This window comes from Bradyrhizobium sp. Y36 (assembly GCF_002531575.1).
Classification (GTDB): domain Bacteria; phylum Pseudomonadota; class Alphaproteobacteria; order Rhizobiales; family Xanthobacteraceae; genus Bradyrhizobium.
Genome location: NZ_NWTI01000027.1, coordinates 32823 through 59557, shown reverse-complemented (window position 1 = coordinate 59557; position 26735 = coordinate 32823). Strand labels below are relative to the sequence as shown.

Genomic DNA, 26735 nt, shown 5'->3' with positions numbered 1-26735 from the left:
CAAGCGGGTCGACGGAGGCGACTGCGCGCGCTCTCGCGGCTAGAACAGCCGTCCGCCGTTCGGAACGGGCTTGCTCGGCTGCGCCAGCACGACCTTGCCGTCGGCGTCGGGGAAGCCGAGCGTCAGCACTTCCGAGACGACAGGTCCGATCTGGCGCGGCGGGAAATTGACGACGGCCGCGACCTGTTGCCCCACCAGCGTCTCCAGCGGATGGTTTTCGGTGATCTGCGCCGAGCTCTTGCGCACGCCGATCGCGGGTCCGAAGTCGATCCACAGCCGAAATGCCGGCTTGCGCGCCTCGGGGAACGGCTTGGCATCGACGATCGTGCCGACGCGGATATCGACCGCGAGGAAGCTGTTGAAGTCGATGGTCGGCGCGGCGGCGGCCGCGGGGTCGTGCGTGATGTGCATGGGATGTCCGTTCGGCGAGTTGGCGTCGTTCGCAACATTGTCGCGCGAAGCGGAGTTTCGTACAACGCCACAGCCGAAGCACCACGCATGCGCGAGGAACTGGTCTTGCCCAACATCATCTACGGCATCAAGAACTGCGACACCATGAAGAAGGCGCGCGCCTGGCTCGACACGCATGGAGTCGCCTATGAATTCCACGACTACAAGACGGCGGGCGTGGAGAAGGACAAGCTCAAGCAGTGGAGCGACAAGGTCGGCTGGGAGACGCTGCTCAACCGCGCCGGCACGACCTTCAAGAAGCTGCCCGATGCCGACAAGGAAGGCGTCACCGAGAAGAAGGCGCTGGCCTTGATGCTAGCGCAACCATCGATGATCAAGCGACCTGTGCTGGAGATCGGCGGCAAGCTGCTGGTTGGCTTCAAGCCGGACATCTATGCCAAGGAAGTCGGCGCCAAGTCGCGGTGACGCTTCATCCGGATCTCGTCGCGCTTTAGTTCAGCTCGATGATCTCGGTGGGGATGCCGGCATCCGGCTGGTCCGCAAACTCGACGATTTCGGCCGCCGCAATGCGGCCAGGCGCTCGATGAAACAGCTCCTGATCGATCACGGCGCGCAGCTTCGTACGCGGTAGCGCGTCATTTCCGCGCATCAGATTCTTGATCTCGAAGCCGCCGTCCTCGCAGAAGGTCTTGACCGAGGCGATGACGTGACAGACCTTGCCGTCGGTCTGGAAGGGCAACAGCAGCCGTTCATAAGCGACCATGCGCCCGTAGATGTCGTCGACGTCGGCAACGCTGTAGACGGGCAGCCCGCGCGCCACGCATTCGTAATAGATCGGCATCACGTAGGGCCCGAGTCGCGGCCCGAGATAATCGTCGAGCAGCACGCCCTTGCCGGTATGTCCATAAGCGCGCGAGATGCGCGTGTTTTCGCTCTGGATGGTGAGCCGTGGTACCGGCGTCGAAGCGTCCACCGTATAATAGATGAGATCGGACAGCTCTTCCTCGAGCCGTGCAGGCTGATATTCCCAGACCGCCGGTGCGATCTGCTCGCGCGCATAAAGTCGCAGCCACGTGTTCAGGAGATCACGTTGCCTGATCGACTTGACGACGGACGGAGCGGCGCTGGTGAAATCCAAGACAATATTCCCAGACCATCAAAACCCGCGCATGATCGCGCTTGCGGGAAAATTTTTGATGAAGGCTGGCGCCCGGAACGAAAGACCGTTAACGACGACTTGACGACCGGTGTCTTCGCGAACCGGGAGGCCGGGCAGGCACGACATCAACACCTCCGACTAAGGGAGCATTTGTATCCCAGCCGGAGGCCTGATCTGCTCAGCTTTCCGCCTTGCCTAACCCCCGTCACCTCCGGCATATTCCGCGCCCGGAGATGGCGTTCCGGACAGGCTCCAAGGACTTGATCCGGAAAGTCGAAGCAACAAGCACAGCCACGCAGCTGGCGCGGGCAGGGGGAAATCTGTTTGGCCGATGAGTTTATTCTCGAAACGGAAGGCTTGACCAAGGAGTTCGCGGGCTTCTTCGCCGTCCGCGACGTTGCGCTCAAGGTTCGCCGTGGAAGCATTCATGCGTTGATTGGCCCGAACGGGGCCGGCAAGACCACCTGCTTCAATCTTCTGACCAAGTTCCTCAAACCGTCTGCCGGAAAAATCCTGTACAAGGGGCAGGACATTACCGCGATGGCGCCCGCCGACGTGGCTCGGATGGGACTTGTTCGTTCGTTCCAGATTTCGGCGGTGTTTCCGCATCTCACCGCGCAGGAGAACGTGCGTGTCGCGCTTCAGCGCCAGCACGGCTCATCGTTCGATTTTTGGCGCTCCAAGTCGGTGCTGAATCACTTCAACGATCGCGCGCGCGAGCTCTTGAGCGACGTCGGGCTCAGCGAATTCGCCAACACGCCCGCGGTCGAGATGCCCTATGGACGCAAGCGTGCACTCGAGATCGCAACGACGCTCGCGCTCGACCCTGAGATGATGCTGCTGGACGAGCCGATGGCCGGTATGGGCCACGAGGACATCGACAAGATCGCGGCGCTGATCAAGCGCATCTCCGCCAAATATACCATCCTGATGGTCGAGCATAATCTGAGCGTCGTGGCCAACCTCTCGGACATCATCACCGTGCTGACGCGCGGGCAGGTGCTGGCGCAGGGCCACTACTCGGAGCTCACCAAGGACGAGCGCGTCAAGGAAGCCTATCTGGGAGCCGGTCATGCCTGATACTGCGATCGCCGAGGCTCCGGCCAAGGCCGCGACCGGCGGAAACATCCTTCAAGTCCGCAACCTCGAAGCATGGTACGGCGAGTCCCACATCCTGCACGGGATCAACTTCGACGTGAATGCGGGCGAGGTCGTCACCCTGCTCGGGCGCAACGGCGCCGGCAAGACGACCACGCTGAAGTCGATCATGGGCATCATCGGCAAGCGTGCCGGGTCGGTGAAGTTCAACAACCAGGAGATCATCCGCGCGACCTCCGACAAGATCGCGCGCAGTGGCATCGCGTTCTGCCCGGAGGAGCGGGGCATATTCTCCAGCCTCGACGTGCGCGAGAATTTGATGCTGCCGCCGGTGGTCCGTGAGGGCGGATTGCCGCTCGAGCAGATCTTCGAGTTGTTCCCGAACCTGAAGGAGCGGCTCAACAGCCAGGGCACCAAGCTGTCGGGAGGCGAGCAGCAGATGCTGGCGATCGCGCGCATCCTGCGCACCGGCGCGAGCTTCCTGATGCTGGACGAGCCGACCGAGGGCCTTGCCCCCGTCATCATCCAGCAGATTGGCCACACCATCGCGCGGCTCAAGAAGGAAGGTTTCACGATCCTCCTGGTCGAGCAGAATTTCCGCTTCGCATCCACCGTCGCCGACCGTTACTACGTGGTCGAGCACGGCAAGATCATTGACGGGTTTTCCAATGCCGAGCTTGCCGCCAACATGGACAAGCTCCACACCTATTTGGGTGTCTAGAGCATGATCTGAAACCGGCGGGCCGCGCTATCGTAATCCGTGTGGCGGCTTTTCGGGACAATCGAGCTCAGACAGAAGAACTGCCAACGAGAAAATTCAAAAGGAAAGTTGCATGAAGACGAAGTCGATTGCATCGTTGCTGCTGACCACCGCGCTCACCTTCGCCGTCACGGGCGTCGCGTCCGCGCAGGACAAGACCGTCAAGATCGGCGCGCTGTCCGATCAGTCCGGTCTCTATGCCGATCTCGGCGGACCCGGCTCGACGCTCGCCGCCCAGATGGCCGTTGAGGATTCCGGCCTGGCCGCGAAGGGCTGGAAGATCGACATCATCTCCGGCGATCACCAGAACAAGCCCGACATCGGCACCGCGATCGCGCGGCAGTGGTTCGATGTCGACAAGGTCGACATCATCGTCGACGTGCCGAATTCGGGCGTGGCGCTCGCCGTCAACAATGTCATCAAGGAAAAGAACGGCGTCTACATCAACTCGGGCGCCGCGACCTCCGATCTCACCAACGCGCAGTGCTCGCCCAACACCGTGCACTGGACCTACGACACCTACATGCTGGCCCACACCACCGGCCAGGCGCTGGTCAAGGCGGGCGGCGACAGCTGGTTCTTCCTGACCGCGGACTATGCCTTCGGCGCCGCACTCGAGCGCGATACCAGCGCGGTGGTCACCGCCAACGGCGGCAAGGTGATCGGCGGCGTCAAGCATCCGCTGAACACGCCGGACTTCTCCTCCTTCCTGCTGCAGGCGCAGGCGTCCAAGGCCAAGGTCATCGGTCTTGCCAATGCCGGCGGCGACACCACCAACACGATCAAGCAGGCGGCGGAGTTCGGCATCGGCAAGGGCGGCCAGAAGCTCGCGGCGCTCCTGCTCTTCCTCACCGACGTCAAGGCGATCGGGCTGGAGACGGCGCAAGGCCTCAACTTCACCGAGACGTTCTACTGGGACATGAACGACCAGACCCGGGCGTTCTCGAAGCGCTTTGGCGAGAAGATGAAGAACGGCGCGATGCCGACCATGGTGCAGGCCGGCGTCTATGCCGGCGTGCGTCACTACCTGAAGGCGCTCGAAGCGCTCGGCGGCAATCCGCATGACGGCGTCAAGGTCGTGGACAAGATGAAGTCGATGCCGACGGAGGACGATCTGTTCGGCAAGGGCGAGATCCAGCCCAACGGCCGCACCATCCACAGCGCCTACCTGTTCGAGGTGAAGAAGCCCTCGGAGTCCAAGGGGCCGTGGGACTTCTACAAGCTGGTCGGCACGGTGCCGGGCGACCAGGCCTTCACACCGCTGTCCGAAAGCAAGTGCGCGCTGTTGAAGAAGTAAGACAACGGCCCGCAGGCCTCTAGAGCTTGCGGGCGACTTTCAAGGGAACGCCGAAGGGATCGGGTACGGGATCGATGCAGGCTCTATACGCTCAGCTACTGGTGGGACTGATCAACGGCTCGTTCTACGCGCTGCTCAGTCTCGGGCTTGCCGTGATCTTCGGCATGCTCAACATCATCAATTTCGCCCATGGCGCGCTCTACATGATGGGCGCCTTCGTCGCCTATTTCCTCCTGAACCTTGGCGGCATCAACTACTGGTGGGCGCTGCTGTTTGCGCCCATTATCGTCGGCATCTTCGGCATGATCCTCGAGCGGACCATGCTGCAATGGCTGACTGGGCTGGATCACCTCTACGGCCTGCTCCTGACCTTCGGCATCGCGCTGATCGTGCAGGGCGTGTTCCAGAACTATTTCGGCTCCTCCGGCCTGCCTTACGCGATTCCGGACCAGCTCAAGGGCGGCATGAATCTCGGCTTCATGTTCCTGCCGATCTATCGCGGCTGGGTCGTCGTGTTCTCGCTGGTCGTGTGTCTGGCGACCTGGTTCCTGATCGAGAAGACGCAGCTCGGCGCCTACCTGCGCGCCGCCACCGAAAACCCGACGCTGGTGCGCGCCTTCGGTATCAACGTGCCGCGCATGATCACGCTCACCTATGGCCTCGGCGTCGGCCTTGCCGCGCTGGCCGGCGTGCTTTCGGCGCCGATCAACCAGGTCCGGCCCCTGATGGGCGCCGACCTCATCATCGTCGTGTTCGCGGTGGTCGTGATCGGCGGCATGGGTTCGATCATGGGCTCCATCATCACCGGCTTCGCGCTCGGTGTGATCGAGGGCCTGACCAAGTATTTCTACCCTGAGGCCTCCAACACCGTCGTGTTCGTGCTGATGGTGCTGGTGCTCTTGGTGAAGCCAACGGGACTGACGGGAAGGGCGGCCTGATATGACAACCCTGACGGACGATACGCTGCCGGCAACCCCGCGGGCGATGCGCGACGAGATGATCGTTTTCGTGGTGATGGCGCTGCTGCTGGCCTCGGTGCCATTCACGGGCGTCTACCCGTTCTTCGTGATGCAGGCGCTGTGCTTCGCGCTGCTCGCCTGCGCCTTCAACCTCTTGATCGGCTATGGCGGCCTGCTGTCGTTCGGTCACGCGATGTTCTTGGGAACCGCCGGCTATTGCAGCGCGCATGCGCTGAAGGTGTGGGCGCTGCCGCCAGAGCTCGGCATCCTCGTCGGCATCGCCGCAGCGTTCGTGCTCTCGATCATCACCGGCTACATCTCGATCCGTCGCCAGGGCATCTATTTCTCGATGATCACGCTGGCGCTGTCGCAGCTGCTGTACTTCATCTACCTCCAGGCTCCGTTCACCCACGGTGAGGACGGCATCCAGGGCATCCCGCAGGGACACATGTTCGGCGTGTTCGATCTGTCCAAGCCGACGGTGCTCTACTACGTCGTGCTGGTCGGGTTCCTCGCCGGCTTCCTCTTGATCTTCCGCATCATCAACTCGCCGTTCGGCGAGGTGCTGAAGGCGATCCGTGAGAACGAGCCGCGCGCGATTTCGCTCGGCTATCGGACCGACCAGTACAAGTTCCTGGCGTTCGTCCTGTCCGGCACGCTGGCCGGTTTTGCCGGTGCGCTGAAGGTGTTCGTGGCGCAAAACGCCTCGCTCACCGACGTGCATTGGTCGATGTCCGGTGAAGTCGTGCTGATGACGCTGGTCGGCGGCCTCGGCACCATCTTCGGGCCCGTCGTCGGCGCCTTCGTGATCATCGCCATGCAGCAATACCTCGCCGGCTTCGGCCAGTGGGTGACGGTGATCCAGGGCTCGATCTTCGTGATCTGCGTGCTCACCTTCCGACGCGGCGTCATCGGCGAAATCGCCCATTACTTCCGGCGATCGCTATAAGTAATTGATGTCGCTGCTTTTTTGACGGAACGACAATCCGGTGGATGATCCGGCTCCGCGGGCGTGAGATGTCACGCACGCGGATCGAAAATGGTCTATGACAGTTTCATGACGGCCCATTCGGGCCGGGCCATTTCCAACCGGTAGCCACTCCCCATGATGCGATGGTTTCGCGCGTTCCTGCCCAAGGAAGAACGGTTCTTCGACCTGTTCGACCGCCATGCCCAGACGGTGATTCAGGGCTCGATCGCGCTGCAGGGCATGCTGAACGGGGGCGAGGAGACGCCGGTCTATTGCCAGCGCGTCAACCAGTTCGAGAACGACGCTGACAACATCACCCGTGAAGTGCTGACGGCGGTGCGCCGCACCTTCATCACCCCGTTCGACCGTGGCGATATCAAGAACCTCATCACGTCGATGGACGACGCCATCGACCAGATGCAGCAGACGGCCAAGGCCGTGATGCTGTTCGAGGTCCGCAGCTTCGAGCCGCCGATGCGTGAGATCGGCGGACTTCTGATCGAATGCGCCAATCTGGTCGGCCGTGCGCTGCCGCTGATGCAGTCGATCGGCCCCAACGTGGCCATGCTGACCGCCATCACGGAAGAGCTCGGCAAGCTGGAGGGCCGCGTCGACGATCTCCATGACATCGGGCTGAAGGAGCTGTTTCTCAAGCATCGCGATGGTAGCGCGATGGACTTCATCGTCGGCGTCGAGATCTACGACCACCTCGAGAAGGTGGCCGATCGCTTCGACGACGTCGCGAACGAGATCAACAGTATCGTCATCGAACAGGTTTAGGGCGGGGTTGCCGTGGATGCCGCGTTGGGTCTTCCCGTCCTGGTCGGCTTGATCGCCGTCGCGCTGCTGTTCGACTTCCTGAACGGCCTGCACGACGCCGCCAATTCGATCGCGACCATCGTCTCGACCCGGGTGCTGCGGCCGCAATTCGCGGTGTTCTGGGCTGCGTTCTTCAATTTCGTCGCCTTCATGGTGTTCGGGCTGCACGTCGCCCAGACCATCGGCACCGGCATCATCGATCCCGCGATCGTCGATGCCCAGGTGATTTTCGCGGCGCTGGTCGGCGCCATCGTCTGGAACCTCGTGACCTGGGCGCTGGGCATCCCGTCCTCGTCGTCGCATGCGCTGATCGGCGGCCTCGTCGGCGGCGGCATGGCAAAGGCCGGGATCTCCGCGGCGGTATGGGGCGGATTGACCAAGACGGTGCTGGCGATCGTGCTGTCGCCGCTGGTCGGCTTTTTGCTCGCAATGATGCTGGTGGCGATCGTGTCATGGGCCTCGGTGCGCTCGACGCCGTTTGCGGTCGATCGCGCCTTTCGCATCCTGCAATTTGCCTCCGCCTCGCTTTATTCGCTCGGCCATGGCGGCAACGACGCGCAGAAGACCATGGGTATCATCGCGGTGCTGCTGTATTCACAGGGCCATCTCGGCAGCGACTTTTCGGTGCCGTTCTGGGTGGTGCTGTCCTGTCAGGCGGCGATGGCGCTGGGCACGCTGATGGGCGGCTGGCGCATCGTCCGCACCATGGGCCTGCGCATCACGAAATTGACGCCGATGCAGGGCTTTTGCGCCGAGACCGGCGGCGCCGCGACCTTGTTCATGGCGACCTATCTCGGGGTTCCCGTCTCGACCACGCACACCATTACCGGCGCAATCGTCGGCGTCGGCGCCGCCCGCCGCGTCTCGGCGGTGCGCTGGAACGTGGCCAGCTCGATCGTCTATGCCTGGGTGATCACGATCCCGGCCTCGGCCATCGTCGCGGCGCTGACCTGGTGGGCGGTCCAGCTCTTCGTCAGGTAACGAGCTTCAGCCCGACGATCCCGGCGACGATCAGGCCGATGCTGGCAAGACGGAGGGCCGTGGCCGGCTCGCCGAACAGGATGATGCCCAGCGTCGCGGTACCGACCGCGCCGATGCCGGTCCAGACCGCATAGGCGGTTCCCACGGGCAGCGATTTGAGGGCAAGGCCGAGCAGGATGACGCTGCCGGCCATGGCCGCGAGCGTGACGACGGAGGGAACGAGCCGCGAGAAGCCCTCGGTATATTTCAGGCCGATGGCCCAGGTGATTTCGAGGAGGCCGGCGACGAACAGGATGCTCCAGGCCATGACGACCCTCCGTTCAAGGCAGGGTCGTCCCCGCGGTGTTATGCTGGTGAGCAGGAAGGGCGTCCTCCCTCCCGCGCCATATGGGGCTGGCCGGAGGGCTCCGCAATCACCAGATCAGGCTTGATCAGGCCCATTTTCCCTGCCAAACGCTCCGGCCATGTCCGACATCGCCACCACCACTGCCGAATCGCCGGCCCGTTCCCCGCTTGCCGCCGAAGTGGCGCGGCGGCGGACCTTTGCGATCATCTCCCATCCTGACGCCGGCAAGACCACCCTGACCGAGAAGCTGCTGCTGTTCGGCGGCGCCATCAATCTCGCCGGCCAGGTCAAGGCCAAGGGCGAGCGGCGCAACACGCGCTCGGACTGGATGAAGATCGAGCGCGAGCGCGGCATCTCGGTCGTGACCTCGGTGATGACCTTCGAGTTCGAAGGCCTCGTGTTCAACCTGTTGGACACGCCGGGCCACGAGGACTTTTCGGAAGACACCTATCGCACCCTCACGGCGGTCGATTCCGCCGTGATGGTGATCGACGCCGCCAAGGGCATCGAGGCGCGCACCCGAAAGCTGTTCGAGGTGTGCCGTCTTCGGGACATCCCGATCATCACCTTCATCAACAAGATGGACCGCGAGAGCCGCGACGTGTTCGAGCTGCTCGACGAGATCGAGAAGACGCTGGCGCTCGACACCACGCCGATGACCTGGCCGGTCGGCCGCGGCCGCGACTTCCTCGGCACCTATGACGTCGTCAATGGCGGCGTGCGCCTGCTCGAAGGCGGCGGCGCCAAGACGGGCGCGGCGCAGCAGATCGCGATCGAGGAGCTGACGAAGCTCAATGCCAATCTCGACGTCTCCGCGGTGAAGGACGAGCTCGAGCTCGTCACCGAGGCTTCAAAGCCGTTCGAGCTCGAGGCGTTCCGCGAGGGCCATCTGACGCCGGTCTATTTCGGCAGCGCGCTGCGCAACTTCGGCGTCGGCGATTTGCTGGAAGGTCTCGGCAAGTTCGCGCCCGAGCCGCGCGCGCAGGACAGCGACCAGCGCAAGGTCGAGGCGACCGATCCACGCATGAGCGCCTTCGTGTTCAAGATCCAGGCCAACATGGATCCGAACCACCGCGACCGCATCGCATTTGCGCGCCTCTGCTCGGGCAAGCTCAGCCGCGGCATGAAGGCCAAGCTGGTGCGCACCGGCAAGAGCATGCCGCTGTCGAGCCCGCAATTCTTCTTCGCCCAGGACCGCTCGGTCGCGGACGAAGCCTTCGCCGGCGACGTCGTCGGCATTCCCAATCACGGCACGCTGCGCATCGGCGACACCTTGACCGAGGGTGAGGATTTCAACTTCGTGGGCGTGCCGAGCTTTGCGCCGGAAATCGTTCGCCGCGTCCGTCTCACCGACGCGATGAAGGCGAAAAAGCTGAAGGAAGCGCTGCAGCAGATGTCGGAAGAGGGCGTGGTGCAGGTGTTCCGTCCACGCGACGGCGCCCCGGCGCTGGTCGGCGTGGTCGGCGCGCTGCAGCTCGACGTTCTGAAGGCGCGGCTGGAGGCGGAATATTCGCTGCCGGTCGAGTTCGAGGTCAGCGAGTTCCAGCTGGCGCGCTGGGTCTCCTCGGAGGACCGCAAGAAGCTCGACACCTTCATCGCCGCCAACACCTCCAGCATCGCCGACGACGTCGACGGTGATCCCGTCTATCTCGCCAGGAACGAGTTCTATCTCGGCTACACCAAGGAGCGCGCCGAGGGCATCGAGTTCACCAACGTCAAGGACGTCAAGAAGAAGGGGTAGGCGGGCGCTGCTCTGCGCTCGTAGCCACACCACTGCTGTCATGCCCCGGCTCGACCGGGGCATCCAGTACGCCGCGCTCCATCGGCATGCTCACTGCCGTCTCTGGAATACTAGGTCGTCCGGTCAAGCCGGACGACGACAATGTGCCCGAAACGCAAGCACGTGAACGGCGATAACCTTGACGTTGTCGGAGACAATGCCACCTTCAAATCGTGTGATCTTGCGAGTTCACTCCATGTGGCGCGGCATTCTCGTTCTTCTGGCGATCTCGACGACCACGGCCGACGCGCGGCCGCGGCAGATCAATCCGATCCCGTTCGCGCACGAGCCTTGCAGCGTGCTCGATGGCCGGCCTTGCACGCCGTCCTATTGCAGCCCGCTCGAACCCGGCCCCTGCATTCCCGAGATCGATTATCCCATCGGCCAGAACCTCCAGCTCACCATCCAGAGCATTCCATCCGAGGCCGATCGCGCCAAATACCTGAAGCCTGATCACGATCTCGACACCATCGGCGATCTCTTTGCGGAATTGCGCGGCTGCTGGTCGCCGCCATCGGACAATGCGCGCGCCGGCATGCAGATGTCGGTGCGCTTCAGCTTCAACAGGGATGGTGGCCTGGTCGGCCCGCCGCGTCTGACATATGCAACCGCAGGCGTTCCCGCGGAAACCCGAACCACTTACCTCAACGCCATCAATTCATCGCTGAAGGCCTGCCTGCCGCTGAAATTCACCAGCGGGCTCGGCGGAGCGCTGGCAGGACGCCCGATCGCGATCCGCTATGTCGATAATCGCGAGCTGGGAAAATAGCTCCAGCTCCCCATCCTGAGGAGCGCGTTTGCGCGGGTCGCGAGGATGAATGGCCCTGCTGCTGCAACGGCCGGGCCTGCATGGCTCGAGACGGCGCTTCGCGCCTCCTCACCATGAGGGGTGAGAGTTGCGACCGCCGGGCAATCGATGATACGCCATTGGCGGGGGCTGCTTTTGCGGGGAGGATGTCGTGGGTCTGCTGGTCATGATCCTGGGGCTGGTGCTGTTCTTTGCCACCCATGTTTTCACAACGAAACGAGACGCGCGCGCGCAGGCGATCGCGAAGCTGGGCGAGGGGACTTACAAGATCCTCTACGCGCTGGTCTCGTTCGCGGGGCTCGCGCTGATCATCTGGGGCTTTGCGCACTATCGTGCGACGGGGTGGATCGACGTCTGGTATCCGCCGAAAGCGATGAAGCACATCACGGTCGCCTTGATGCTGCCCGCGGTGATCATGGTGGTCGCTTCCTATTTGCGCGGCCGCATCTACGCAACGCTGAAGCATCCGATGCTGGCCGGTATCAAGCTGTGGGCGGCGGCGCATCTTTTGGCCAACGGCGATCTCGGCTCCATCATCCTGTTCGGCTCGTTCCTGGGCTGGGCGGTGTATGACCGCATTTCGCTGAAGCATCGCACCGACCCCGGCGGCCCGCCGATTCCGGTCGGTGGCGTCAGCAACGACCTGATCGCCGTCGCAGTCGGCATCGTCGCCTATCTCGCGCTGGCGTTCGCGTTCCATCCGGTCGTGATTGGCGTTCCCGTGATCGGCGTCTAGCCGGTCGGCACAAGACGTGATCGGGATCTACGTGCGCGGAAGGTGACGAGACTACAAGCCGAGGGCATTTCAGATGGACTGGTCGCAATCTCAGATCCCGCCGATGCGGCTCGAGGCGCGGTTCGGCGATCGAATGGTGCCGGCCTTTTGCGACCGGCCGGCGAGCCTGTGGGCGATGATCGCGGACGCCTGCGTCGGCAATGGCGACGGCGAGGCTTTGATCGCGGGCCATGTCCGGTTGAGCTGGCGGCAGGCCGGGGAGCAGGCAAGGCGGATCGCCTCGGGCTTTCGCAAGCTGGGCTTGCAGCGCGGCGATCGCGTCGCGATCCTGCTCGGCAACCGCATCGAATTTCCGCTGCTGCTGTTTGCCGCCGCGCATGAAGGGCTGGTCACGGTGCTGCTCAGCACGCGCCAGCAGAAGCCGGAGATCGCCTATGTGCTCGCCGATTGCGGCGCCAAGATCCTGATCCACGAGGCATCGCTGGCTGAGCGGCTGCCCGATGCGCAGGACGTGCCCGATCTGATCCACCGTATCGCCGTCGACGACGATCCGGTCCGCTCGCGCGTCGCCGCGCTCGCCGACCACGCCCCGGCGCAGGCGCCGGTCGAGGTCAGCGAGGAGGACACCGCGATGATCCTCTACACCTCGGGCACCACGGGCAAGCCGAAGGGCGCCATGCTGGCCCATTGCAACATCGTCCATTCCTCGATGGTGTTCGTGTCCTGCCTGCAATTGACGCAAGCGGATCGCTCGATCGCCGCGGTGCCGCTCGGCCACGTCACCGGCGTCGTTGCCAACATCACGACCATGATTCGCAGCGGCGGCGCGCTGATCATCATGCCGGAGTTCAAGGCGGCCGATTATCTCAAGCTCGCCGCGCGCGAGCGCGTCACCTACACGGTGATGGTGCCGGCGATGTACAATCTCTGCCTGCTCCAGCCGGATTTCGACGGCTACGATCTGTCGAGCTGGCGCATCGGCGGCTTTGGCGGCGCGCCGATGCCGGTCGCCACCATCGAGAAGCTCAAGGCGAAGATTCCGGGTCTGAAGCTGATGAACTGCTATGGCGCGACCGAGACGACGTCACCCTCGACGATCATGCCGGGCGAGCTGACCGAGAGCCATATCGACAGCGTCGGACTGCCGTGCCCCGGCGCGTGCATCGTTGCGATGGATCGCGATGGCCGCGAGCTGCCGCGCGGCGAGATCGGCGAGCTCTGGATCCAGAGCGCCTCCGTCATCAAGGGCTATTGGAACAACCCGAAGGCCACAGCCGAGAGCTTTACCGCGGGCTTCTGGCACTCGGGCGACCTCGGCTCGGTCGATGCGGACGGGTTCGTCCGCGTGTTCGACCGGCAGAAGGACATGATCAATCGCGGCGGCCTGAAGATCTATTCGGCCGAAGTCGAATCCGTGCTGGCCGGCCATCCCGCCGTGGTCGAGAGCGCGATCATCGCCAAGGCCTGCCCGGTGCTGGGCGAACGCGTCCACGCCGTAGTGGTGACGCGCCAGCCGGTCGCCGGCGAGGCGCTGCGGGCCTGGTGCGCGGAGCGGCTGTCCGACTACAAGGTTCCCGAGACCATGGCGATCACCGCAGACCCGCTGCCGCGTAACGCCAACGGCAAGGTGCTGAAACGGCAATTGCGGGAGCTCCTGGGCGCTTGAGCCGGGCAGGGCATCCGGGCTCTCCCGGGTGGTTAACGCCTTGATTGGGCTCGCTTTGCCTTGCCAGCGCCATATCGTTAGGGTACCTCGCCGCGACGTGGGGGACGGGATTCCTGACGCGGACGCTTCGGCGCGCGCACCCGGACGGGCATGGGATTAGCATAAGTGTCTGAATTATTTGACGAAGTCGACGAGGAAGTACGTCGCGAGCAGCTCAAGAAGCTGTGGGACAAGTATTCGATCTACTTCATCGCCCTGATGGTGCTGATCGTGGCCGCTGTCGGTGGCTGGCGCGGTTACCAATATCTGGAGGCCAAGAAGGCCGCCGAGGCCGGTGCCGTGTTCGAGAAGGCCGCCGAGCTGTCCGAGCAGGGCAAGCACGCCGAGGCGGAAGCTGCCTTCACCGAGCTCGCCGCCAAGGCGCCTTCGGGCTATCGCACCCTGGCGCGGCTGCGCGCCGCGGCCGAGGCTGCACCCCGCGACGCCAAGGCTGCCGCGAAAATGTATGACGACATCGCTGCCGACCGCGGCGTGGGCGGTGAGTGGCAGGATCTGGCGAAGATCCGCGCCGCCGGCCTGCTGCTCGACAGCGCGCCTTATGCCGACATGCAGCAGCGGCTGGAGCCCTCTGCAGCGCCCAAGTCCAACTCCACCTTCCGCCACAGCGCCCGCGAGATGCTGGCGCTGTCGGCCTGGCGCAACAACGACACGACCGCGGCCCGCAAATGGCTCGACGCGATCGCCGAGGACGGCGAAACACCGCCCGGCCTGCGTTCGCGCGCCGAGGCGCTCCAGGCCCTGCTTCCGCCCGTCGCCAAGAGCTGAGCTAGAACAGCTGACGACGGTTCTCTGACGTAAACGAGACACACGATGCGCCGCACGCCACGCTTGATCGCAGCCGCTGTCCTGATCGCCTTCACGGGCGTCCTGGGCGGCTGCTCCAGCTTCGATCCAAGCGACATGCTCGACTTCCTCGACACCAAGAAGAAGCTGCCGGGCGACCGCAAGCCGGTGTTCCCGGAGGGGGTGCCGGGCCTCGAGCAGGGCGTCCCGAAGGAGATGTACAAGGGCGCGCAGCAGCAGCAGCCCGATCCGAACGCACCTGCTGTCGCGGCTTTGCCCGCCGAGCCGCCGCCCGAGGCCAAGCCGGCGAAGGGAGCCAAGGCGAAGCACACAAGGCAGCCGGCCGCTGCAGCCGTCGCGCCGGCTGAAGCGCCCGCCGGCGAAGTCGACGGCGAGGCCCAGCCGGAGGCGGCGCCGCCCACGGCCGCTCCGCCGCCCAAGCACAAGATCGTCCGCAAGCGCACCACCGCGCCGCCGCCGGATCAGCCGGTCCAGCAGGCGCAACCGACCCAGACCACGCAGCAGCAGACGCAGGGCGGCTTCCCGGCGCCGCTGCCGAGCGGCAGCTTCTCGCGCTAATAATTTCACCTGCATTGACAGGCGCAGCCCCGGCAGCGCACGAATGACCGATGTCCTTCACGATTGCCATTATCGGCCGGCCCAATGTCGGCAAATCGACGCTGTTCAACCGCCTGGTCGGACAGAAGCTCGCGCTTGTCGACGACCTGCCGGGCGTCACCCGCGACCGCCGCGAGGGTGAGGCGAGGCTCGGCGATCTCGAGTTCACCATCATCGATACCGCGGGCCTCGACGAGGGCGCCAAGGGCTCGCTGACCGCGCGCATGCAGGAGCAGACCGAGGCCGCGATCGCGCACGCCGACGCGCTGTTCTTCGTCATCGATGCCCGCGTTGGCCTCACGCCCACCGACCGCGCTTTTGCCGATTTCGCCCGCAAGGCCAACAAGCCGGTGCTGCTGGTCGCCAACAAGAGCGAGGGCAAGCACGGCGATGCCGGCGCGATGGAATCATTCGCGCTTGGCCTCGGCGATCCCATCCAGATCTCCGCCGAGCATGGCGAGGGCATGGGCGAGCTCTACGATGCGCTCGCCAAGCTGATGCCGGAGCCCGTCGACGAGGATGAGGACCATGACGAGGGCGTGCCGCTCACGGAGGAGGAGGCCGCGACGCGCCCGATCCGTGTTGCCATCGTCGGCCGGCCCAACGCCGGCAAGTCGACGCTGATCAACCATCTGCTCGGCGAGGAGCGCCTGCTCACGAGCCCGGAAGCGGGCACCACGCGCGATTCCATCGCGGTCGAGATCAACTGGAAGGGGCGCGATTTCCGCGTTTTCGACACTGCCGGTCTCCGCCGGCGCTCGCGCATCGAGGAGAAGCTGGAGAAGCTCTCGGTTGCGGACGCGCTGCGCGCGGTGCGCTTCGCCGAGGTCGTCGTGCTGATGATGGACTCGCAGAACCGCTTCGAGGAGCAGGATCTGCGCATCGCCGATCTGATCGAGCGCGAGGGCCGGGCGGTCGTGCTGGCCGTCAACAAATGGGACCTGATGGAGACCAAGGGCGGCGGTGCCATCTCGGGCCTCCGCCGCGACGCCGATCACTGGCTGCCGCAGGTCAAGGGCGTGCCGATCGTCGCCGTCTCCGGCCTGATGGGCGAGGGCATCGACCGCCTGATGCAGGCGATCCAGGATGCCTACGCGGTCTGGAACAGGCGCGTGCCGACCTCGGCGCTCAATCGCTGGTTCGAGCAGGCGGTCCAGGCCAATCCGCCGCCCGCGGTGTCGGGCCGCCGGCTGAAGCTGAACTACATCACGCAGAACAAGGCGCGGCCGCCGAGCTTCGTGCTGTTCTGCTCGCGCGCCGACGCGGTGCCGCAATCCTATTTGCGCTACCTCACCAATTCCATGCGCGAGACCTTCGAGCTGCCGGGCACGCCGGTGCGCATTACCCTGCGCGAGAAGGCCAATCCCTTCGCGCACAAGCGCAAGCGCCCGTCGTGAACGAGGGCGCCGGCGAGGCGACGGCGCAAGGTGCTGTGCCGGCGCGGCGCGGCGCGGTCGCCTTCATCTTCGTCACCATCCTCTTGGACATGCTCGCGCTCGGCGTGATCATGCCGATCCTGCCGAAGCTGATCGAGGGCTTCGTCGACAACGACACCGCGCATGCGGCCCGCATTTTCGGCCTGTTCGGCACCGCCTGGGCCTTGATGCAGTTCGTGTTCTCGCCGCTGTTAGGGGCGCTGTCGGATCGTTTCGGGCGGCGGCCGGTGGTGCTGCTGTCGAATTTCGGGCTCGCGGCCGACTACGTGCTGATGGCGCTGGCGCCGTCCCTGGTGTGGCTGTTCGTCGGCCGCGTCATTTCCGGCATTACCTCGGCGAGCATCTCGACGGCCTTTGCCTATATCGCCGACATCACGCCGCCGGAGCGGCGCGCGGCGGTGTTCGGCCGGATTGGAGCTGCGTTCGGCGCCGGCTTCATCCTGGGGCCAGCACTGGGCGGCCTGCTCGGCGATATCGATCCGCGCCTGCCGTTCTGGGCGTCGGCGGCCCTCAGCTTCGCCAACGCGCTCTACGGGCTGTTCGTCCTGCCGGAATCTCTCGCGCCCGACAAGCGCTCGCCGTTCCGCTGGAGGAGCGCCAGTCCGGTCGGTGCGCTCCGCCTGCTGCGCTCCAATGCGATGCTTGCCGCGTTGTCAGTCGTCAATTTCATCGCGCAGGTCGCGCATGTCGTGCTGCCCTCGACCTTCGTGCTCTACGCGACCTATCGCTACGGCTGGGATTCCAAGACGGTCGGGTTGACGCTGGCGATGGTCGGCATCTGCGCCATGGTGGTGCAAGGGCTTGCGATCGGCCCCATCGTGCGCGTGCTCGGTGAACGCAACGCGCTGCTGCTCGGCCTGTGTTGTGGCGCGCTCGGCTTCATGGTCCTCGGCGCTGCGCCGACCGGGCCGCTGTCCTGGATCGGCATTCCCATTCTGGCGCTGTGGGGCATCTCGGGCGCCGCCTCGCAAGCGCTGATGACGCGGCTGGTCACGCCCGATCAGCAGGGCCAGCTCCAGGGCGCGACCGCGAGCGTGCAGAGCGTGTCGCAGCTCGTCGGCCCGTTCCTGTTCACGCTGACCTTTTCCTATTTCATCGGCGTCAGCGCGCCGCTGCATCTGCCCGGCGCGCCGTTCCTGCTGGCGGCAGTGCTGATGGTGGTGTGCGTGGTGATCGCAATGCGGACGCTGGGAACGAAGACCGTTTCGTAGGGTGGGCAAAGGCGCGCAGCGCCGTGCCCACCAGCGGTTCATGGAAGCAAGAAGTCGTGGGCACGCTTCGCTTTGCCCACCCTACGGCAGCGGAGAATGCCGCGCGAGATCCCGGGTTCGATGCTTCGCATCGCCCCGGGATGACCGCTACGCGGTTACTTCTTCACCAGCGGGCAATCGCTGTCCTTGAGCGGCTTGGCCGCGTCTTCCGCCGAGATCGTGGCGATCTGCTTGTAATAGTCCCACGGTCCCTTCGACTCCTCGGGCTTCTTCACCTCGAACAGGTAAGCGGGGATGAGACGGCGCCCGTCCTGCCGCAGCGGGCCGTTGCCGAACAGCGGGTCATCAGTCGGCAGCTCCTTCATCTTGGCGACGACCTTGGCGCCATCGTGCGGATTGCCGCCGAGCGCGTCCATCGCCTTCAGATAATGCAGCACCATCGCGTAATTGCCGGCCTGCGTCATCGACGGCATCGCGTTCTTGCTGGCGAGCGCCGAGAAGCGCTTGGACCATTCCCGGGTCTTGTCGTTCATGTCCCAGTAGAACGACTCGGTGAAGGTCAGGCCCTGGGCGGTCTTCAGGCCCAGCGAATGCACGTCGTTGATGAACAGCAGCAGCGCCGCGAGCTTCTGGCCGGCAGAAACGATGCCGAATTCGGCCGCCTGCTTGATCGAGTTCGTGGTGTCGCCGCCGGCATTGGCAAGGCCCACGACCTTGGCCTTGGACGACTGCGCCTGAAGCAGGAAGGACGAGAAGTCCGCGGTGTTGATCGGATGCTTGACGCTGCCGAGCACCTTGCCGCCGTTGGCGGTCACGACCGCCGTGGTGTCGCGTTCGAGCGCGTGGCCGAAGGCGTAATCCGCGGTCAGGAAGAACCAGCTGTCGCCGCCGGCCTTGGTCAGCGCCTTGCCGGTGCCGTTGGCCAGCATGTAGGTGTCATAGGTGTAGGAGACCGTGTTCGGCGTGCAGGCCTTGCCGGTGAGGTCGGCGGAGGCGGCGCCGGAATTCAGCAGCACCGCGTTCTTTTCCTTGACGAGGTTGCTGACCGCGAGCGCGACGCCGGAGTTCGGCGTGTCCGCGATCGCATCGACCTTCTCGTTGTCGATCCACTGCCGGGCGATGTTGACGCCGACGTCGGGCTTGTTCTGATGGTCGCCGCTGATGACGTCGATCTTCCAGCCCTTCTTGAGCAGGCCGGAATCCTCAACCGCCATCTTGATCGCGACCACGGAGTTCGGGCCGCCGATGTCGGCATAGAGGCTCGACATGTCGTTGAGCACGCCGATCTTGACGGTCTTGTCCTGTGCGTAAGCGGATGTTGCAAAACCGAAAGCGGCACAGGCCAGAAGAGCCGCGGAGCGGCGCGCGAACGTCGTCGTCATAAAAGGTTTCCTCCCTTGTCAAATATGCGGACGGCTCTCTTGCGGAGTCTTGGTCCGGCTGATGGCTCTAGCCTGTCCCAGGGCCGGCGGCAATGCGCCTAAAGCCGGATGACGCTGCGTCGTAGCGTCATCCGTCGGTTAACTTTTGGGCAAAATGCGTTGAGACGCTATTTGAGCGCGTCCGAGGTCAGCTTGAATTTCTGGATGCGCTTTCCGGTGTCGACCTCGGCGGTATAGACATTACCCTTCGCGTCGATCGCCATGGCGTGCACCCAGTGGAATTGCCCGGCATTGCGGCCGCTATGCCCGAAGCTGCCGACCACGCTGCCGTCCTCGCGCCTGACCACCCTGATCTCGTTGTTCTCGCCGTCGGCGCTGAGCAGCCAGGTCTGCTTCGGATCGGGCCAGATCGCGATGTCCCACACCGCGCCGTTGCCGAGCGTGCTCTTCTCGAAGAAGAACTCCTTCACGAAGCTGCCGTCCTTCTTGAACACCTGGATGCGGTTGTTGATGCGGTCGCACACATAGACGAGGCCGTCATTGGCGAGCTTCACGCAATGGACGGGATTGCCGAATTGCTGCGCGACCGGCGCCTTGGGATCGTAGGCGGCCTGCTTGGCGTCATCGGGCTTGTTGCCATAGGCGCCCCAGTGCCGCTTGTAGGCGAGCGTTGTTGCGTCGAACACGATGACGCGGCGATTGCCATAGCCGTCGGCGACGTAGATCTCGTTGGCGTCCTTGTCGATCGCGGTCTCGGCGGGCTTGCCGAGCTGCGTCGTGTCGTTGCTGCCGAGGCTCGGCGCGATCTTGCCGATCTGGGCGACGAACTTGCCGTCGAGCGTGAACTTCAAAATGGCGTTGTCGTTGTCGGCATTGCCGCCGACCCAGACGAAGCCACGCTCGTCGACTTCGATGCCGTGCTCGCGGCCGACCCATTCATAGCCCTGGCTCGGACCGCCCCAGGATCGCAGCAGATTGCCGTCGACGTCGAATTCGAGCACGGGCGGCGCCGACACGCAGCATTTCGAGCGCGGGGGATTGAGGCTTGCGCCTTTCTCGTCGTCGGTGAGCGAGCGCGGGCGATGGATCACCCAGATATGGCCCTGCCAGTCGACGGTGATGCCGCCGACCTGGCCGAGGATCCAGTTGTTCGGCAGTTGCTTCGGCCAGGAGGCGTCGACCGCGAAGGTCGGAACATCGCCGGCTCGTGCTGGGTCCGGAAGCACGATAGCCATGGCGGCGATCAGGATGGGGACGGCGCGAGAGACATTTGCGAGCGCACGCGCAAAGCCTGCGCGACCATGCCATGGCGCCATGGCGACCTCCCTTTTTGGCTCGCGGCTTGCTGCCGCCTGAGCGCGGGCAGTCAATCGCGGGGAGGCATGCGAGTCAATCAGGCAAGTCGATCACGCAGGAGCGCGGAAGCTCATCAGGGTGCGGGTCTTGTAGTCGTAGAACTTGCCGGTCTCGATCCAGTCGGGAGCGCACATCGGCACGATGAATTCTGCGACCTGCTCGGCGGTGTCGAGCGTCGCCGGGTCTTCGCCCGGCATCAGCGTGGCGCGCATGCGGGTGCGGACCGGGCCGGGGTTGAACAGGTTGACGCGCAGCTTCGTGTTCACGGTCTCCTGCGCCCAGGCGCGCGCCAGCGTCTCCAGCGCGGCCTTGGAGGCCGCGTAGGGGCTGACATAGGCGGTCGCCTTGCTGGCGGCGCCCGAGGTGATGAACACGGCGCGGCCTGCATCCGACTGCTTCAGCAGCGGCTCCATGCAGCGGATCAGCTGGAAGTTGGCGGAGACGTTGACGGCCATCACGTCGGTGAAGCTCTTCAGCTCGATATGGCCGATCGGCGAGGAGGGGCCGAGCACGCCGGCATTGCCGACGAGGATGTCGAGCTTGCCGTAGCGTTCGTGCAGGCCGGCGCCGAGGCGCGCGATGCCGTCGGAATCGGTGAGGTTGAGCGGCACCAGGGTGGTGCTGCCGCCGATCTTCCGGATCTCGTCGTCGAGCTCTTCGAGCCCGCCTTGGGTGCGCGCGGTGGCAACGATATGCGCGCCGGCTTTAGCGAGCGCAATGGCGGTGGCATAGCCGATGCCGCGCGAGGCGCCGGTGACGAGAGCGATACGGTCAGCGAGAGGTTTGGTCATGGCGGGGTTTTACAGGCGTGGATGGCCGGGACAAGCCCCATCACGCCGCCATTCCGGGGCGATGCGCAGCATCGAACCCGGAATCCAGAGGTTGCAAGACAATGTCGAGATCCCGGGTTCGGTCCTTACGGACCGCCCCGGGATGGCGGCTACGCTGTCAGCTCGCTTCCGCCAGCAGCGACAGCTGCCGCGGCTGCTGCTCGGTCTGGGTCTGGTCGGTGAGGTGGGTCGGATACGCCCCGGTAAAGCAATGATCCGAGAATTTTGGATTGGCGGGATCGCGGCCGGGCTCGCCCATCGCGCGGTACATGCCGTCGATCGACAGGAACGCGAGCGAGTCGGCGCCGATGATCTCGCGCATCTCCTCCAGCGAATGCGTTGCGGCCAGGAGGCCGCCGCGATCGGGCAGGTCGATGCCGTAATAATCGGGATAGAGGATCGGCGGCGAGGCGAGGCGGAAGTGCACTTCCTTGGCGCCGGCATCGCGCATCATGCGCACGATCTTCTTGGAAGTAGTGCCGCGCACCAGGGAGTCGTCGATCAGGATGATGCGCTTGCCTTCGATCGCGGCGCGATTGGCCGAGTGCTTCATGCGCACGCCGGACTCGCGGATCGCCTGCGTCGGCTGGATGAAGGTGCGACCGACATAATGGTTGCGGATGATGCCGAGCTCAAACGGCACGCCGGAATGCTGGCTGTAGCCGACCGCGGCGGGCACGCCGGAATCCGGCACCGGCACCACGACGTCGATCGGCACGTGGCTCTCGCGCGCGAGTTGGGCGCCGAAGGCCTTGCGAACCTCGTAGACCGAGCGTCCGTGCACGACGGAATCGGGGCGGGCGAAATAGATGTATTCGAAGATGCAGGGGCGCGGCGCCATCGGCGGGAACGGCTTGTGGATGTCCTGGCCGTGCTCGTCGAACACGATGACTTCACCGGGCTCGATGTCGCGGATGAAGCGCGCGCCGATGATGTCGAGGGCGCAGGTCTCCGACGTCAGGATCGGGCAGCCATCGAGCTCGCCGAGCACGAGGGGACGGATGCCGCGCGGATCGCGCGCGCCGACCAGCTTCTTGTTGGTCAGCGAGACCAGGGCATAGGCGCCCTCGATCTCACGCAGCGCGTCGATATAGCGCTCGATGAAGCGGCTGCGCCGGGAGCGCGCGACCAGATGCAGGATCACCTCGGTGTCGGTGGTCGACTGCATCATCGCACCGCTCTTCACGAGCTCGCGGCGCAGCGTCAGTCCGTTGGTGAGGTTGCCGTTGTGGGCGACCGCGAGGCCGCCGGCATTGAGCTCGGCGAACAGTGGCTGCACGTTGCGCAGGATCGTCGCGCCAGTGGTGGAATAGCGGACATGGCCGACGGCCATGTTGCCGGGCAGGCGATCGATCACCTCGCGGCGGGAGAAGGTGTCACCGACGAGGCCGAGCCGGCGTTCCGAGTGGAATCGGCTGCCGTCGTAGGAGACGATGCCGGCGGCTTCCTGACCGCGGTGTTGAAGGGCGTGCAGACCGAGCGCGGTGATGGCGGCGGCGTCGGGATGGCCGTAGATGCCGAAGACGCCGCATTCCTCGCGCAGCGTATCTCCCTCCAGATCGTCCTGAACCTCTAGCGCGGCCGGACCTGGGCCGGCGTTTGGATCGAGATCAAGTTGGGCGTCCTGGTCAGGGTGTCGCATCTCGTCCGCGCCTCTCTTTAAGGGCAATCAACGCGCCGCAGGTTTCTCGATCAGTTTCTTCAAACTGTCACGAGCAGGTTTACTGTATCCGTCGCCACTGCCCGAAGGCTGCTGCTCGGAATCAGCTTGATCATCATCTGGTTTGTTTTTCTTGAATCTCTTCAAGATGGTGTTCTCGGGGTCGTCAGGCAAGAGGGCCATCAGCCAATCCCCGGTTCCCTGGAGCACGACGCGGGACTTGGCCCCCGTGACCCAGTCCGGGCGCTGCTTGTCCGGCACCAGCCAGGTGAAGAACAGGAAGGCGACCACGACGATCAAAAGCCCGCGAGCGAGGCCAAACAGGAACCCCAAGGTGCGGTCCAGCGCGCCGATGCGCGAATCCAGGATCATGTCGGAGATCCGGACCGTGATCACCGAAACCACGACCAGGGTGCCGACGAACACGCCCGCGACCACGACGACGCTCGCCACCGTGTCGTTGTTGAAATAGGTCTTCGCGGTCGGCAGCAGTTTCGAGAAGGAGTACAGCGTCACGATCGCTGCTGCGCCCCAGGCCGCGATCGAGAGGATTTCGCGCATGAAGCCGCGGACCATGGCGAGCAGGCCCGAGATCAGCATCACACCGAGCAGGATCAGGTCGAGGATGGTTACTGGCATCGGCTGGTCTGGTCCGCTCGTACTTCGAAGGTGCTCTAGCCGAATCGGTGTTTGGCCGCTGCCCTAAAAGAGGGGCAGACGGCGTTCCCGGCAAGGCCGCAACCACGCAATCCCATGCTGCTTTTGTGACGGCTGTATAGTGGAGAGGGCCTTCGGCGTCACCTCCGCCTAGCCCTCTCCGCGGCGGAATCTTGCCGGTGTGGCATTTTTCTCGGCCGGCGCGTTCGATTCACCCCGGCGGGAGCCGCGGGCGGCGATCTCGGCCACCAAGGTGGTCAGGCTGTTGACCGCGTTCAGCGACAATCCTGCGTCGCCGCCGGTCTCGCCTCGGGCCGATTCGGGCAACATGGCGCGCTGGAAGCCGAGTTTTGCCGCTTCCTTCAGCCGGGCCGGGGTCTGTGCCACCGGCCGTACCACGCCGGACAGCGAGATCTCGCCGAAATAGACGGCGTCGGTTGGCAATTGCGCATTAACCAAGGATGACACCAGGGCCGCCGCTGCAGCGAGGTCGGCCGCCGGCTCGTGGATGCGCAAGCCGCCGGCGACGTTCAGATAGACGTCGTGACCGGACAGCTTGACCCCGCAATGGGCCTCCAGCACCGCCAGCACCATCGAGAGCCGGCTCGGGTCCCAGCCGACCACCGCGCGCCGCGGCGTGCCGAGCGAGGTCGGCGCCACCAGCGCCTGCAATTCGACCAGAACGGGCCGCGTGCCCTCGATACCCGCAAAGACTGCGGTGCCGGGCGTGCCGAGATCGCGCTCGGACAGGAACAGCTCGGAAGGGTTGGTGACCTCGCGCAAGCCGAGGCCCGTCATCTCGAACACGCCGATCTCGTCGGTCGGGCCAAAGCGGTTCTTCACGGCGCGCAGGATGCGGAATTGCTGCGAGCCTTCGCCCTCGAACGACAGCACCGCGTCGACCATGTGCTCGACGACGCGGGGGCCAGCGATCTGGCCGTCCTTGGTGACGTGGCCGACCAGAATGATGGCCGCGCCGGTCTTCTTGGCAAAACGAATGAGCGCCTGCGCCGAGGCACGCACTTGCGTGACCGTGCCGGGGGCGGATTCCACGGTGTCGGTCCACATGGTCTGGATCGAGTCGATCACGATGAGGCGCGGGACGGCGCCTTCCGACAGCGTCGAGACGATGTCCTCGACCGAGGTCTCGGCCGCAAGCTGCACCGGCGCATCCGACAGGCCGAGCCGCTCGGCGCGCAGCCGCACCTGCGCGATGGCTTCTTCGCCGGAGATGTAGACGATGCGGTGGCCCGCGCGTGCCATCAGGCTGGTCGCCTGTGTCAGCAGCGTCGATTTGCCGATGCCGGGATCGCCGCCGACCAGCAGCACCGAGCCGCGGACAAAGCCGCCGCCGGTGACGCGGTCGAGCTCGGCCATGCCAGAGGAGAAGCGCGGCGCATCCGGGCTCTTGCCGGCAAGGCTCTCCAGCGCAAACGTCCGTCCCTTGCGCTTGGACCGGATCGAGACCGGCACGCTGCCGCTGGTGTCTTCCTCGGCGAGCGTATTCCACTCGCCGCAGGACTCGCACTTGCCCTGCCAGCGGTTATAGGCCGCGCCGCAGTTCTGGCAGACGAAGGAAAGCGTGTTCTTGGCCATGGGACGGATGAGTCGCGGTTTCAGCTTGCTGATAGCACGGAACGACCGGGGTGATCGCCGCCGCTTCGAATACCTTAATTCGGCGCGACAGATATACCTTTCATTAGCTCTACGCCGCTGTGGCCGGGTGGATTTTGCGAAGTGTTAGCGGACGCGGGTCCAACCTTGGAACCATCGGGGGCGGCGAAAGAAATGACGAGATTCCTGCGAATATGGCTCGCTGCGGGCATGGCCTGCGGCGTCTTCGCGTCCGCCGGCCCGAGCCTTGCCAAGCCCCTCGACATCGTCTTCGTCAATCCCGGCAAGACCGGCGAGGTCTTTTGGGACATGGTCGCGCAGACCATGCAGGCCGCCGGCCGCAAGCTCGACGCCCATGTCGAGGTGCTGACCAGCGAACGCAATTATCGCACCATGCAGGAGCTCGGCCTCGGCGTGGTGGCGCGTCATGACAAGCCCGACTTCCTCATCCTGTCGAACGAGGAATCCGCGGCCGTCCCGATCCTTGAGGCGGCCGAGGCTGCGGGCGTCAAGACGCTGCTGCTCTCGAACACGCTGATCGGCGAGGATGCGGTACGTCTCGGACCGCCGCGCCAGAAGCTCAAGACCTGGCTCGGCGACATCACGACCGATCTTCAGACCGCGGGCGCGCGGATGGCCAATGCCTTGATCCGAACTGCGCGTGACGAGAAATGGCAGAGCCCGGATGGCAAGATCCACCTTCTCGGCATCGGCGGCGACGAGATCACGCCCGCCTCGATCGCGCGCAATGCCGGCCTCAAGCTGGCGGTGGATGCCGCGCCTGACGTCGTGGTGGACCGGCTCCTGTTCGCCAACTGGACGCAATCGGAGGCCGAGCAGGTCACCACGAATTATCTGGGCTGGGCCTCGCGCAAGCAGATTCGCCCTGCCGGCATCTGGGCCGGAAACGATCCGATGGCGCTCGGCGCGCTGCGCGCGGTGGTCGCCGCCGGCCTCGCGCCCGGCCGCGACATCCAGCTGGTCGGCCTCAACTGGTCGGAGGACGCGCTGCGCGAGATCAGGGCAGGTCGCCTGCTGCTGACCGATGGCGGGCATTTTCTGCTCGGTGGCTGGTCGATCGTCCTGCTGCGCGACTATGCCGATGGCTGCGATTTCGCGGCGGCCTCGCCCCACGTCGAAGTCAAGACGTCGGCGATCACCCGCCAGAATCTCGGTTCGGTCGGCGACCTCATCAAGACACGTGCGTTCGACCGGATCGACTTTGCGCGATTCAGGGCGAGGGCTGGCCGCTGCGGTCACTATGACTTTTCCCTCGACGCGCTGATTTCGTCCCTGCCGGTTCCCGAAGGCGCCGCCGACTGATGCGCAAGGATGAGG

26 protein-coding genes are annotated in these 26735 nt (G+C 64.8%); 17 read left to right on the top strand and 9 right to left on the bottom strand.

Annotated elements, in window-relative coordinates; all coding sequences use genetic code 11:
• Positions 1–39 precede the first annotated feature (39 nt).
• Positions 40–411 (bottom strand): tRNA-binding protein, encoded by a 372-nt coding sequence (locus CO669_RS31570; protein WP_097665999.1) that lies wholly within the window; start codon positions 409–411, stop codon positions 40–42.
• A 105-nt stretch (positions 412–516) separates the two neighbouring features.
• Between CO669_RS31570 and CO669_RS31565 the strand changes: the two genes are divergently transcribed.
• Complete coding sequence (locus CO669_RS31565) at positions 517–876, top strand: ArsC family reductase (RefSeq protein WP_097666075.1); 360 nt, start codon at positions 517–519, stop codon at positions 874–876.
• A 25-nt stretch (positions 877–901) separates the two neighbouring features.
• Here CO669_RS31565 and CO669_RS31560 read toward each other — a convergent pair whose 3' ends face one another.
• On the bottom strand, positions 902–1549 hold the full coding sequence (locus CO669_RS31560) for a hypothetical protein (RefSeq protein WP_097665997.1): 648 nt from the start codon (positions 1547–1549) through the stop codon (positions 902–904).
• Between the two features lie 345 nt (positions 1550–1894).
• On the opposite strand from CO669_RS31560, the gene CO669_RS31555 reads away from it, so the two are divergent.
• The 7 genes from CO669_RS31555 (at position 1895) to CO669_RS31525 (ending at position 8454) form a co-directional block, all read left to right on the top strand.
• The gene (locus CO669_RS31555; protein WP_097665995.1) at positions 1895–2650 is read left to right on the top strand and encodes an ABC transporter ATP-binding protein; all 756 of its coding nucleotides are present in this window, start codon (positions 1895–1897) and stop codon (positions 2648–2650) included.
• Positions 2643–3389, top strand: a complete 747-nt coding sequence (locus tag CO669_RS31550) for an ABC transporter ATP-binding protein (RefSeq protein WP_097665993.1) — start codon at positions 2643–2645, stop codon at positions 3387–3389. The genes CO669_RS31555 and CO669_RS31550 overlap by 8 nt, the downstream gene beginning before the upstream one ends.
• A 112-nt stretch (positions 3390–3501) precedes the next feature.
• On the top strand, positions 3502–4725 hold the full coding sequence (locus tag CO669_RS31545) for an ABC transporter substrate-binding protein (RefSeq protein ID WP_097665991.1): 1224 nt from the start codon (positions 3502–3504) through the stop codon (positions 4723–4725).
• Positions 4726–4799: 74 nt separating this feature from the next.
• Positions 4800–5663 carry a branched-chain amino acid ABC transporter permease gene (locus CO669_RS31540; RefSeq protein ID WP_097665989.1) on the top strand — a complete coding sequence of 288 codons (864 nt, stop codon included), beginning with the start codon at positions 4800–4802 and terminating at the stop codon, positions 5661–5663.
• A gap of 1 nt (position 5664) precedes the next feature.
• A complete protein-coding gene (locus tag CO669_RS31535; protein WP_097665987.1) occupies positions 5665–6633 on the top strand; it encodes a branched-chain amino acid ABC transporter permease in 969 nt (322 codons plus the stop codon).
• A 156-nt stretch (positions 6634–6789) separates the two neighbouring features.
• The gene (locus CO669_RS31530) at positions 6790–7434 is read left to right on the top strand and encodes a DUF47 domain-containing protein (RefSeq protein WP_097665985.1); all 645 of its coding nucleotides are present in this window, start codon (positions 6790–6792) and stop codon (positions 7432–7434) included.
• 12 nt (positions 7435–7446) lie between these two features.
• Positions 7447–8454, top strand: a complete 1008-nt coding sequence (locus CO669_RS31525) for an inorganic phosphate transporter (RefSeq protein WP_097665983.1) — start codon at positions 7447–7449, stop codon at positions 8452–8454.
• Here CO669_RS31525 and sugE read toward each other — a convergent pair.
• Positions 8447–8761 (bottom strand): quaternary ammonium compound efflux SMR transporter SugE, encoded by a 315-nt coding sequence (gene sugE, locus CO669_RS31520; protein ID WP_097665981.1) that lies wholly within the window; start codon positions 8759–8761, stop codon positions 8447–8449. The genes CO669_RS31525 and sugE overlap by 8 nt on opposite strands.
• 157 nt (positions 8762–8918) lie before the next feature.
• Here sugE and CO669_RS31515 point away from each other — a divergent pair, with 157 nt between their 5' ends.
• From CO669_RS31515 to CO669_RS31480, 8 genes are all read left to right on the top strand, one after another.
• Positions 8919–10541: a peptide chain release factor 3 gene (locus tag CO669_RS31515; protein WP_097665979.1), complete on the top strand. Its 1623-nt coding sequence runs from the start codon at positions 8919–8921 to the stop codon at positions 10539–10541.
• 235 nt (positions 10542–10776) lie between these two features.
• Positions 10777–11349: a UCP034077 family protein gene (locus CO669_RS31510; protein WP_198964360.1), complete on the top strand. Its 573-nt coding sequence runs from the start codon at positions 10777–10779 to the stop codon at positions 11347–11349.
• Between the two features lie 190 nt (positions 11350–11539).
• Positions 11540–12124, top strand: a complete 585-nt coding sequence (locus CO669_RS31505) for an NnrU family protein (RefSeq protein ID WP_097665975.1) — start codon at positions 11540–11542, stop codon at positions 12122–12124.
• Positions 12125–12197: 73 nt separating this feature from the next.
• A complete protein-coding gene (locus tag CO669_RS31500; RefSeq protein WP_097665973.1) occupies positions 12198–13790 on the top strand; it encodes a class I adenylate-forming enzyme family protein in 1593 nt (530 codons plus the stop codon).
• A 165-nt stretch (positions 13791–13955) separates the two neighbouring features.
• Positions 13956–14615 carry a tetratricopeptide repeat protein gene (locus CO669_RS31495; RefSeq protein ID WP_097665971.1) on the top strand — a complete coding sequence of 220 codons (660 nt, stop codon included), beginning with the start codon at positions 13956–13958 and terminating at the stop codon, positions 14613–14615.
• Between the two features lie 45 nt (positions 14616–14660).
• Positions 14661–15212 (top strand): hypothetical protein, encoded by a 552-nt coding sequence (locus tag CO669_RS31490; RefSeq protein ID WP_097665969.1) that lies wholly within the window; start codon positions 14661–14663, stop codon positions 15210–15212.
• A 50-nt stretch (positions 15213–15262) separates the two neighbouring features.
• Entirely contained in the window at positions 15263–16648 is a 1386-nt protein-coding gene (gene der, locus CO669_RS31485; RefSeq protein WP_097665967.1) for a ribosome biogenesis GTPase Der, read from the top strand.
• Positions 16645–17898: a TCR/Tet family MFS transporter gene (locus tag CO669_RS31480; protein WP_097665965.1), complete on the top strand. Its 1254-nt coding sequence runs from the start codon at positions 16645–16647 to the stop codon at positions 17896–17898. Before der ends, CO669_RS31480 begins: the two co-directional genes overlap by 4 nt.
• A gap of 155 nt (positions 17899–18053) precedes the next feature.
• Here CO669_RS31480 and CO669_RS31475 read toward each other — a convergent pair whose 3' ends face one another.
• The 6 genes from CO669_RS31475 to radA all read right to left on the bottom strand — a co-directional run bounded on the left by CO669_RS31475 (position 18054) and on the right by radA (position 25379).
• A complete protein-coding gene (locus CO669_RS31475; RefSeq protein ID WP_097665963.1) occupies positions 18054–19280 on the bottom strand; it encodes an ABC transporter substrate-binding protein in 1227 nt (408 codons plus the stop codon).
• Positions 19281–19447: 167 nt separating this feature from the next.
• Complete coding sequence (locus CO669_RS31470; RefSeq protein ID WP_097665961.1) at positions 19448–20596, bottom strand: NHL repeat-containing protein; 1149 nt, start codon at positions 20594–20596, stop codon at positions 19448–19450.
• Between the two features lie 90 nt (positions 20597–20686).
• The gene (locus CO669_RS31465) at positions 20687–21427 is read right to left on the bottom strand and encodes an SDR family NAD(P)-dependent oxidoreductase (RefSeq protein WP_097665960.1); all 741 of its coding nucleotides are present in this window, start codon (positions 21425–21427) and stop codon (positions 20687–20689) included.
• Positions 21428–21584: 157 nt separating this feature from the next.
• Positions 21585–23108 carry an amidophosphoribosyltransferase gene (gene purF, locus CO669_RS31460; protein WP_097665958.1) on the bottom strand — a complete coding sequence of 508 codons (1524 nt, stop codon included), beginning with the start codon at positions 23106–23108 and terminating at the stop codon, positions 21585–21587.
• A 27-nt stretch (positions 23109–23135) separates the two neighbouring features.
• Complete coding sequence (locus tag CO669_RS31455) at positions 23136–23765, bottom strand: CvpA family protein (protein ID WP_097665957.1); 630 nt, start codon at positions 23763–23765, stop codon at positions 23136–23138.
• A gap of 168 nt (positions 23766–23933) precedes the next feature.
• Positions 23934–25379, bottom strand: a complete 1446-nt coding sequence (gene radA, locus CO669_RS31450) for a DNA repair protein RadA (RefSeq protein WP_097665955.1) — start codon at positions 25377–25379, stop codon at positions 23934–23936.
• 192 nt (positions 25380–25571) lie between these two features.
• Between radA and CO669_RS31445 the strand changes: the two genes are divergently transcribed.
• Entirely contained in the window at positions 25572–26720 is a 1149-nt protein-coding gene (locus CO669_RS31445) for an ABC transporter substrate-binding protein (RefSeq protein ID WP_097665953.1), read from the top strand.
• Positions 26721–26735 lie beyond the last annotated feature (15 nt).

Bases quoted from the DNA above. Each gene is read 5' to 3' on its own strand.
- CO669_RS31510 (WP_198964360.1), top strand. From the start codon at position 10,777: ATGTGGCGCGGCATTCTCGTTCTTCTGGCGATCTCGACGACCACGGCC.
- CO669_RS31570 (WP_097665999.1), bottom strand. From the start codon at position 411: ATGCACATCACGCACGACCCCGCGGCCGCCGCCGCGCCGACCATCGAC.
- CO669_RS31470 (WP_097665961.1), bottom strand. From the start codon at position 20,596: ATGGCGCCATGGCATGGTCGCGCAGGCTTTGCGCGTGCGCTCGCAAAT.
- der (WP_097665967.1), top strand. From the start codon at position 15,263: ATGTCCTTCACGATTGCCATTATCGGCCGGCCCAATGTCGGCAAATCG.
- CO669_RS31550 (WP_097665993.1), top strand. From the start codon at position 2,643: ATGCCTGATACTGCGATCGCCGAGGCTCCGGCCAAGGCCGCGACCGGC.
- CO669_RS31530 (WP_097665985.1), top strand. From the start codon at position 6,790: ATGATGCGATGGTTTCGCGCGTTCCTGCCCAAGGAAGAACGGTTCTTC.
- radA (WP_097665955.1), bottom strand. From the start codon at position 25,379: ATGGCCAAGAACACGCTTTCCTTCGTCTGCCAGAACTGCGGCGCGGCC.
- CO669_RS31465 (WP_097665960.1), bottom strand. From the start codon at position 21,427: ATGACCAAACCTCTCGCTGACCGTATCGCTCTCGTCACCGGCGCCTCG.
- CO669_RS31500 (WP_097665973.1), top strand. From the start codon at position 12,198: ATGGACTGGTCGCAATCTCAGATCCCGCCGATGCGGCTCGAGGCGCGG.
- CO669_RS31535 (WP_097665987.1), top strand. From the start codon at position 5,665: ATGACAACCCTGACGGACGATACGCTGCCGGCAACCCCGCGGGCGATG.
- CO669_RS31455 (WP_097665957.1), bottom strand. From the start codon at position 23,765: ATGCCAGTAACCATCCTCGACCTGATCCTGCTCGGTGTGATGCTGATC.
- CO669_RS31490 (WP_097665969.1), top strand. From the start codon at position 14,661: ATGCGCCGCACGCCACGCTTGATCGCAGCCGCTGTCCTGATCGCCTTC.
- CO669_RS31515 (WP_097665979.1), top strand. From the start codon at position 8,919: ATGTCCGACATCGCCACCACCACTGCCGAATCGCCGGCCCGTTCCCCG.
- sugE (WP_097665981.1), bottom strand. From the start codon at position 8,761: ATGGCCTGGAGCATCCTGTTCGTCGCCGGCCTCCTCGAAATCACCTGG.
- purF (WP_097665958.1), bottom strand. From the start codon at position 23,108: ATGCGACACCCTGACCAGGACGCCCAACTTGATCTCGATCCAAACGCC.
- CO669_RS31540 (WP_097665989.1), top strand. From the start codon at position 4,800: ATGCAGGCTCTATACGCTCAGCTACTGGTGGGACTGATCAACGGCTCG.
- CO669_RS31545 (WP_097665991.1), top strand. From the start codon at position 3,502: ATGAAGACGAAGTCGATTGCATCGTTGCTGCTGACCACCGCGCTCACC.
- CO669_RS31475 (WP_097665963.1), bottom strand. From the start codon at position 19,280: ATGACGACGACGTTCGCGCGCCGCTCCGCGGCTCTTCTGGCCTGTGCC.
- CO669_RS31445 (WP_097665953.1), top strand. From the start codon at position 25,572: ATGACGAGATTCCTGCGAATATGGCTCGCTGCGGGCATGGCCTGCGGC.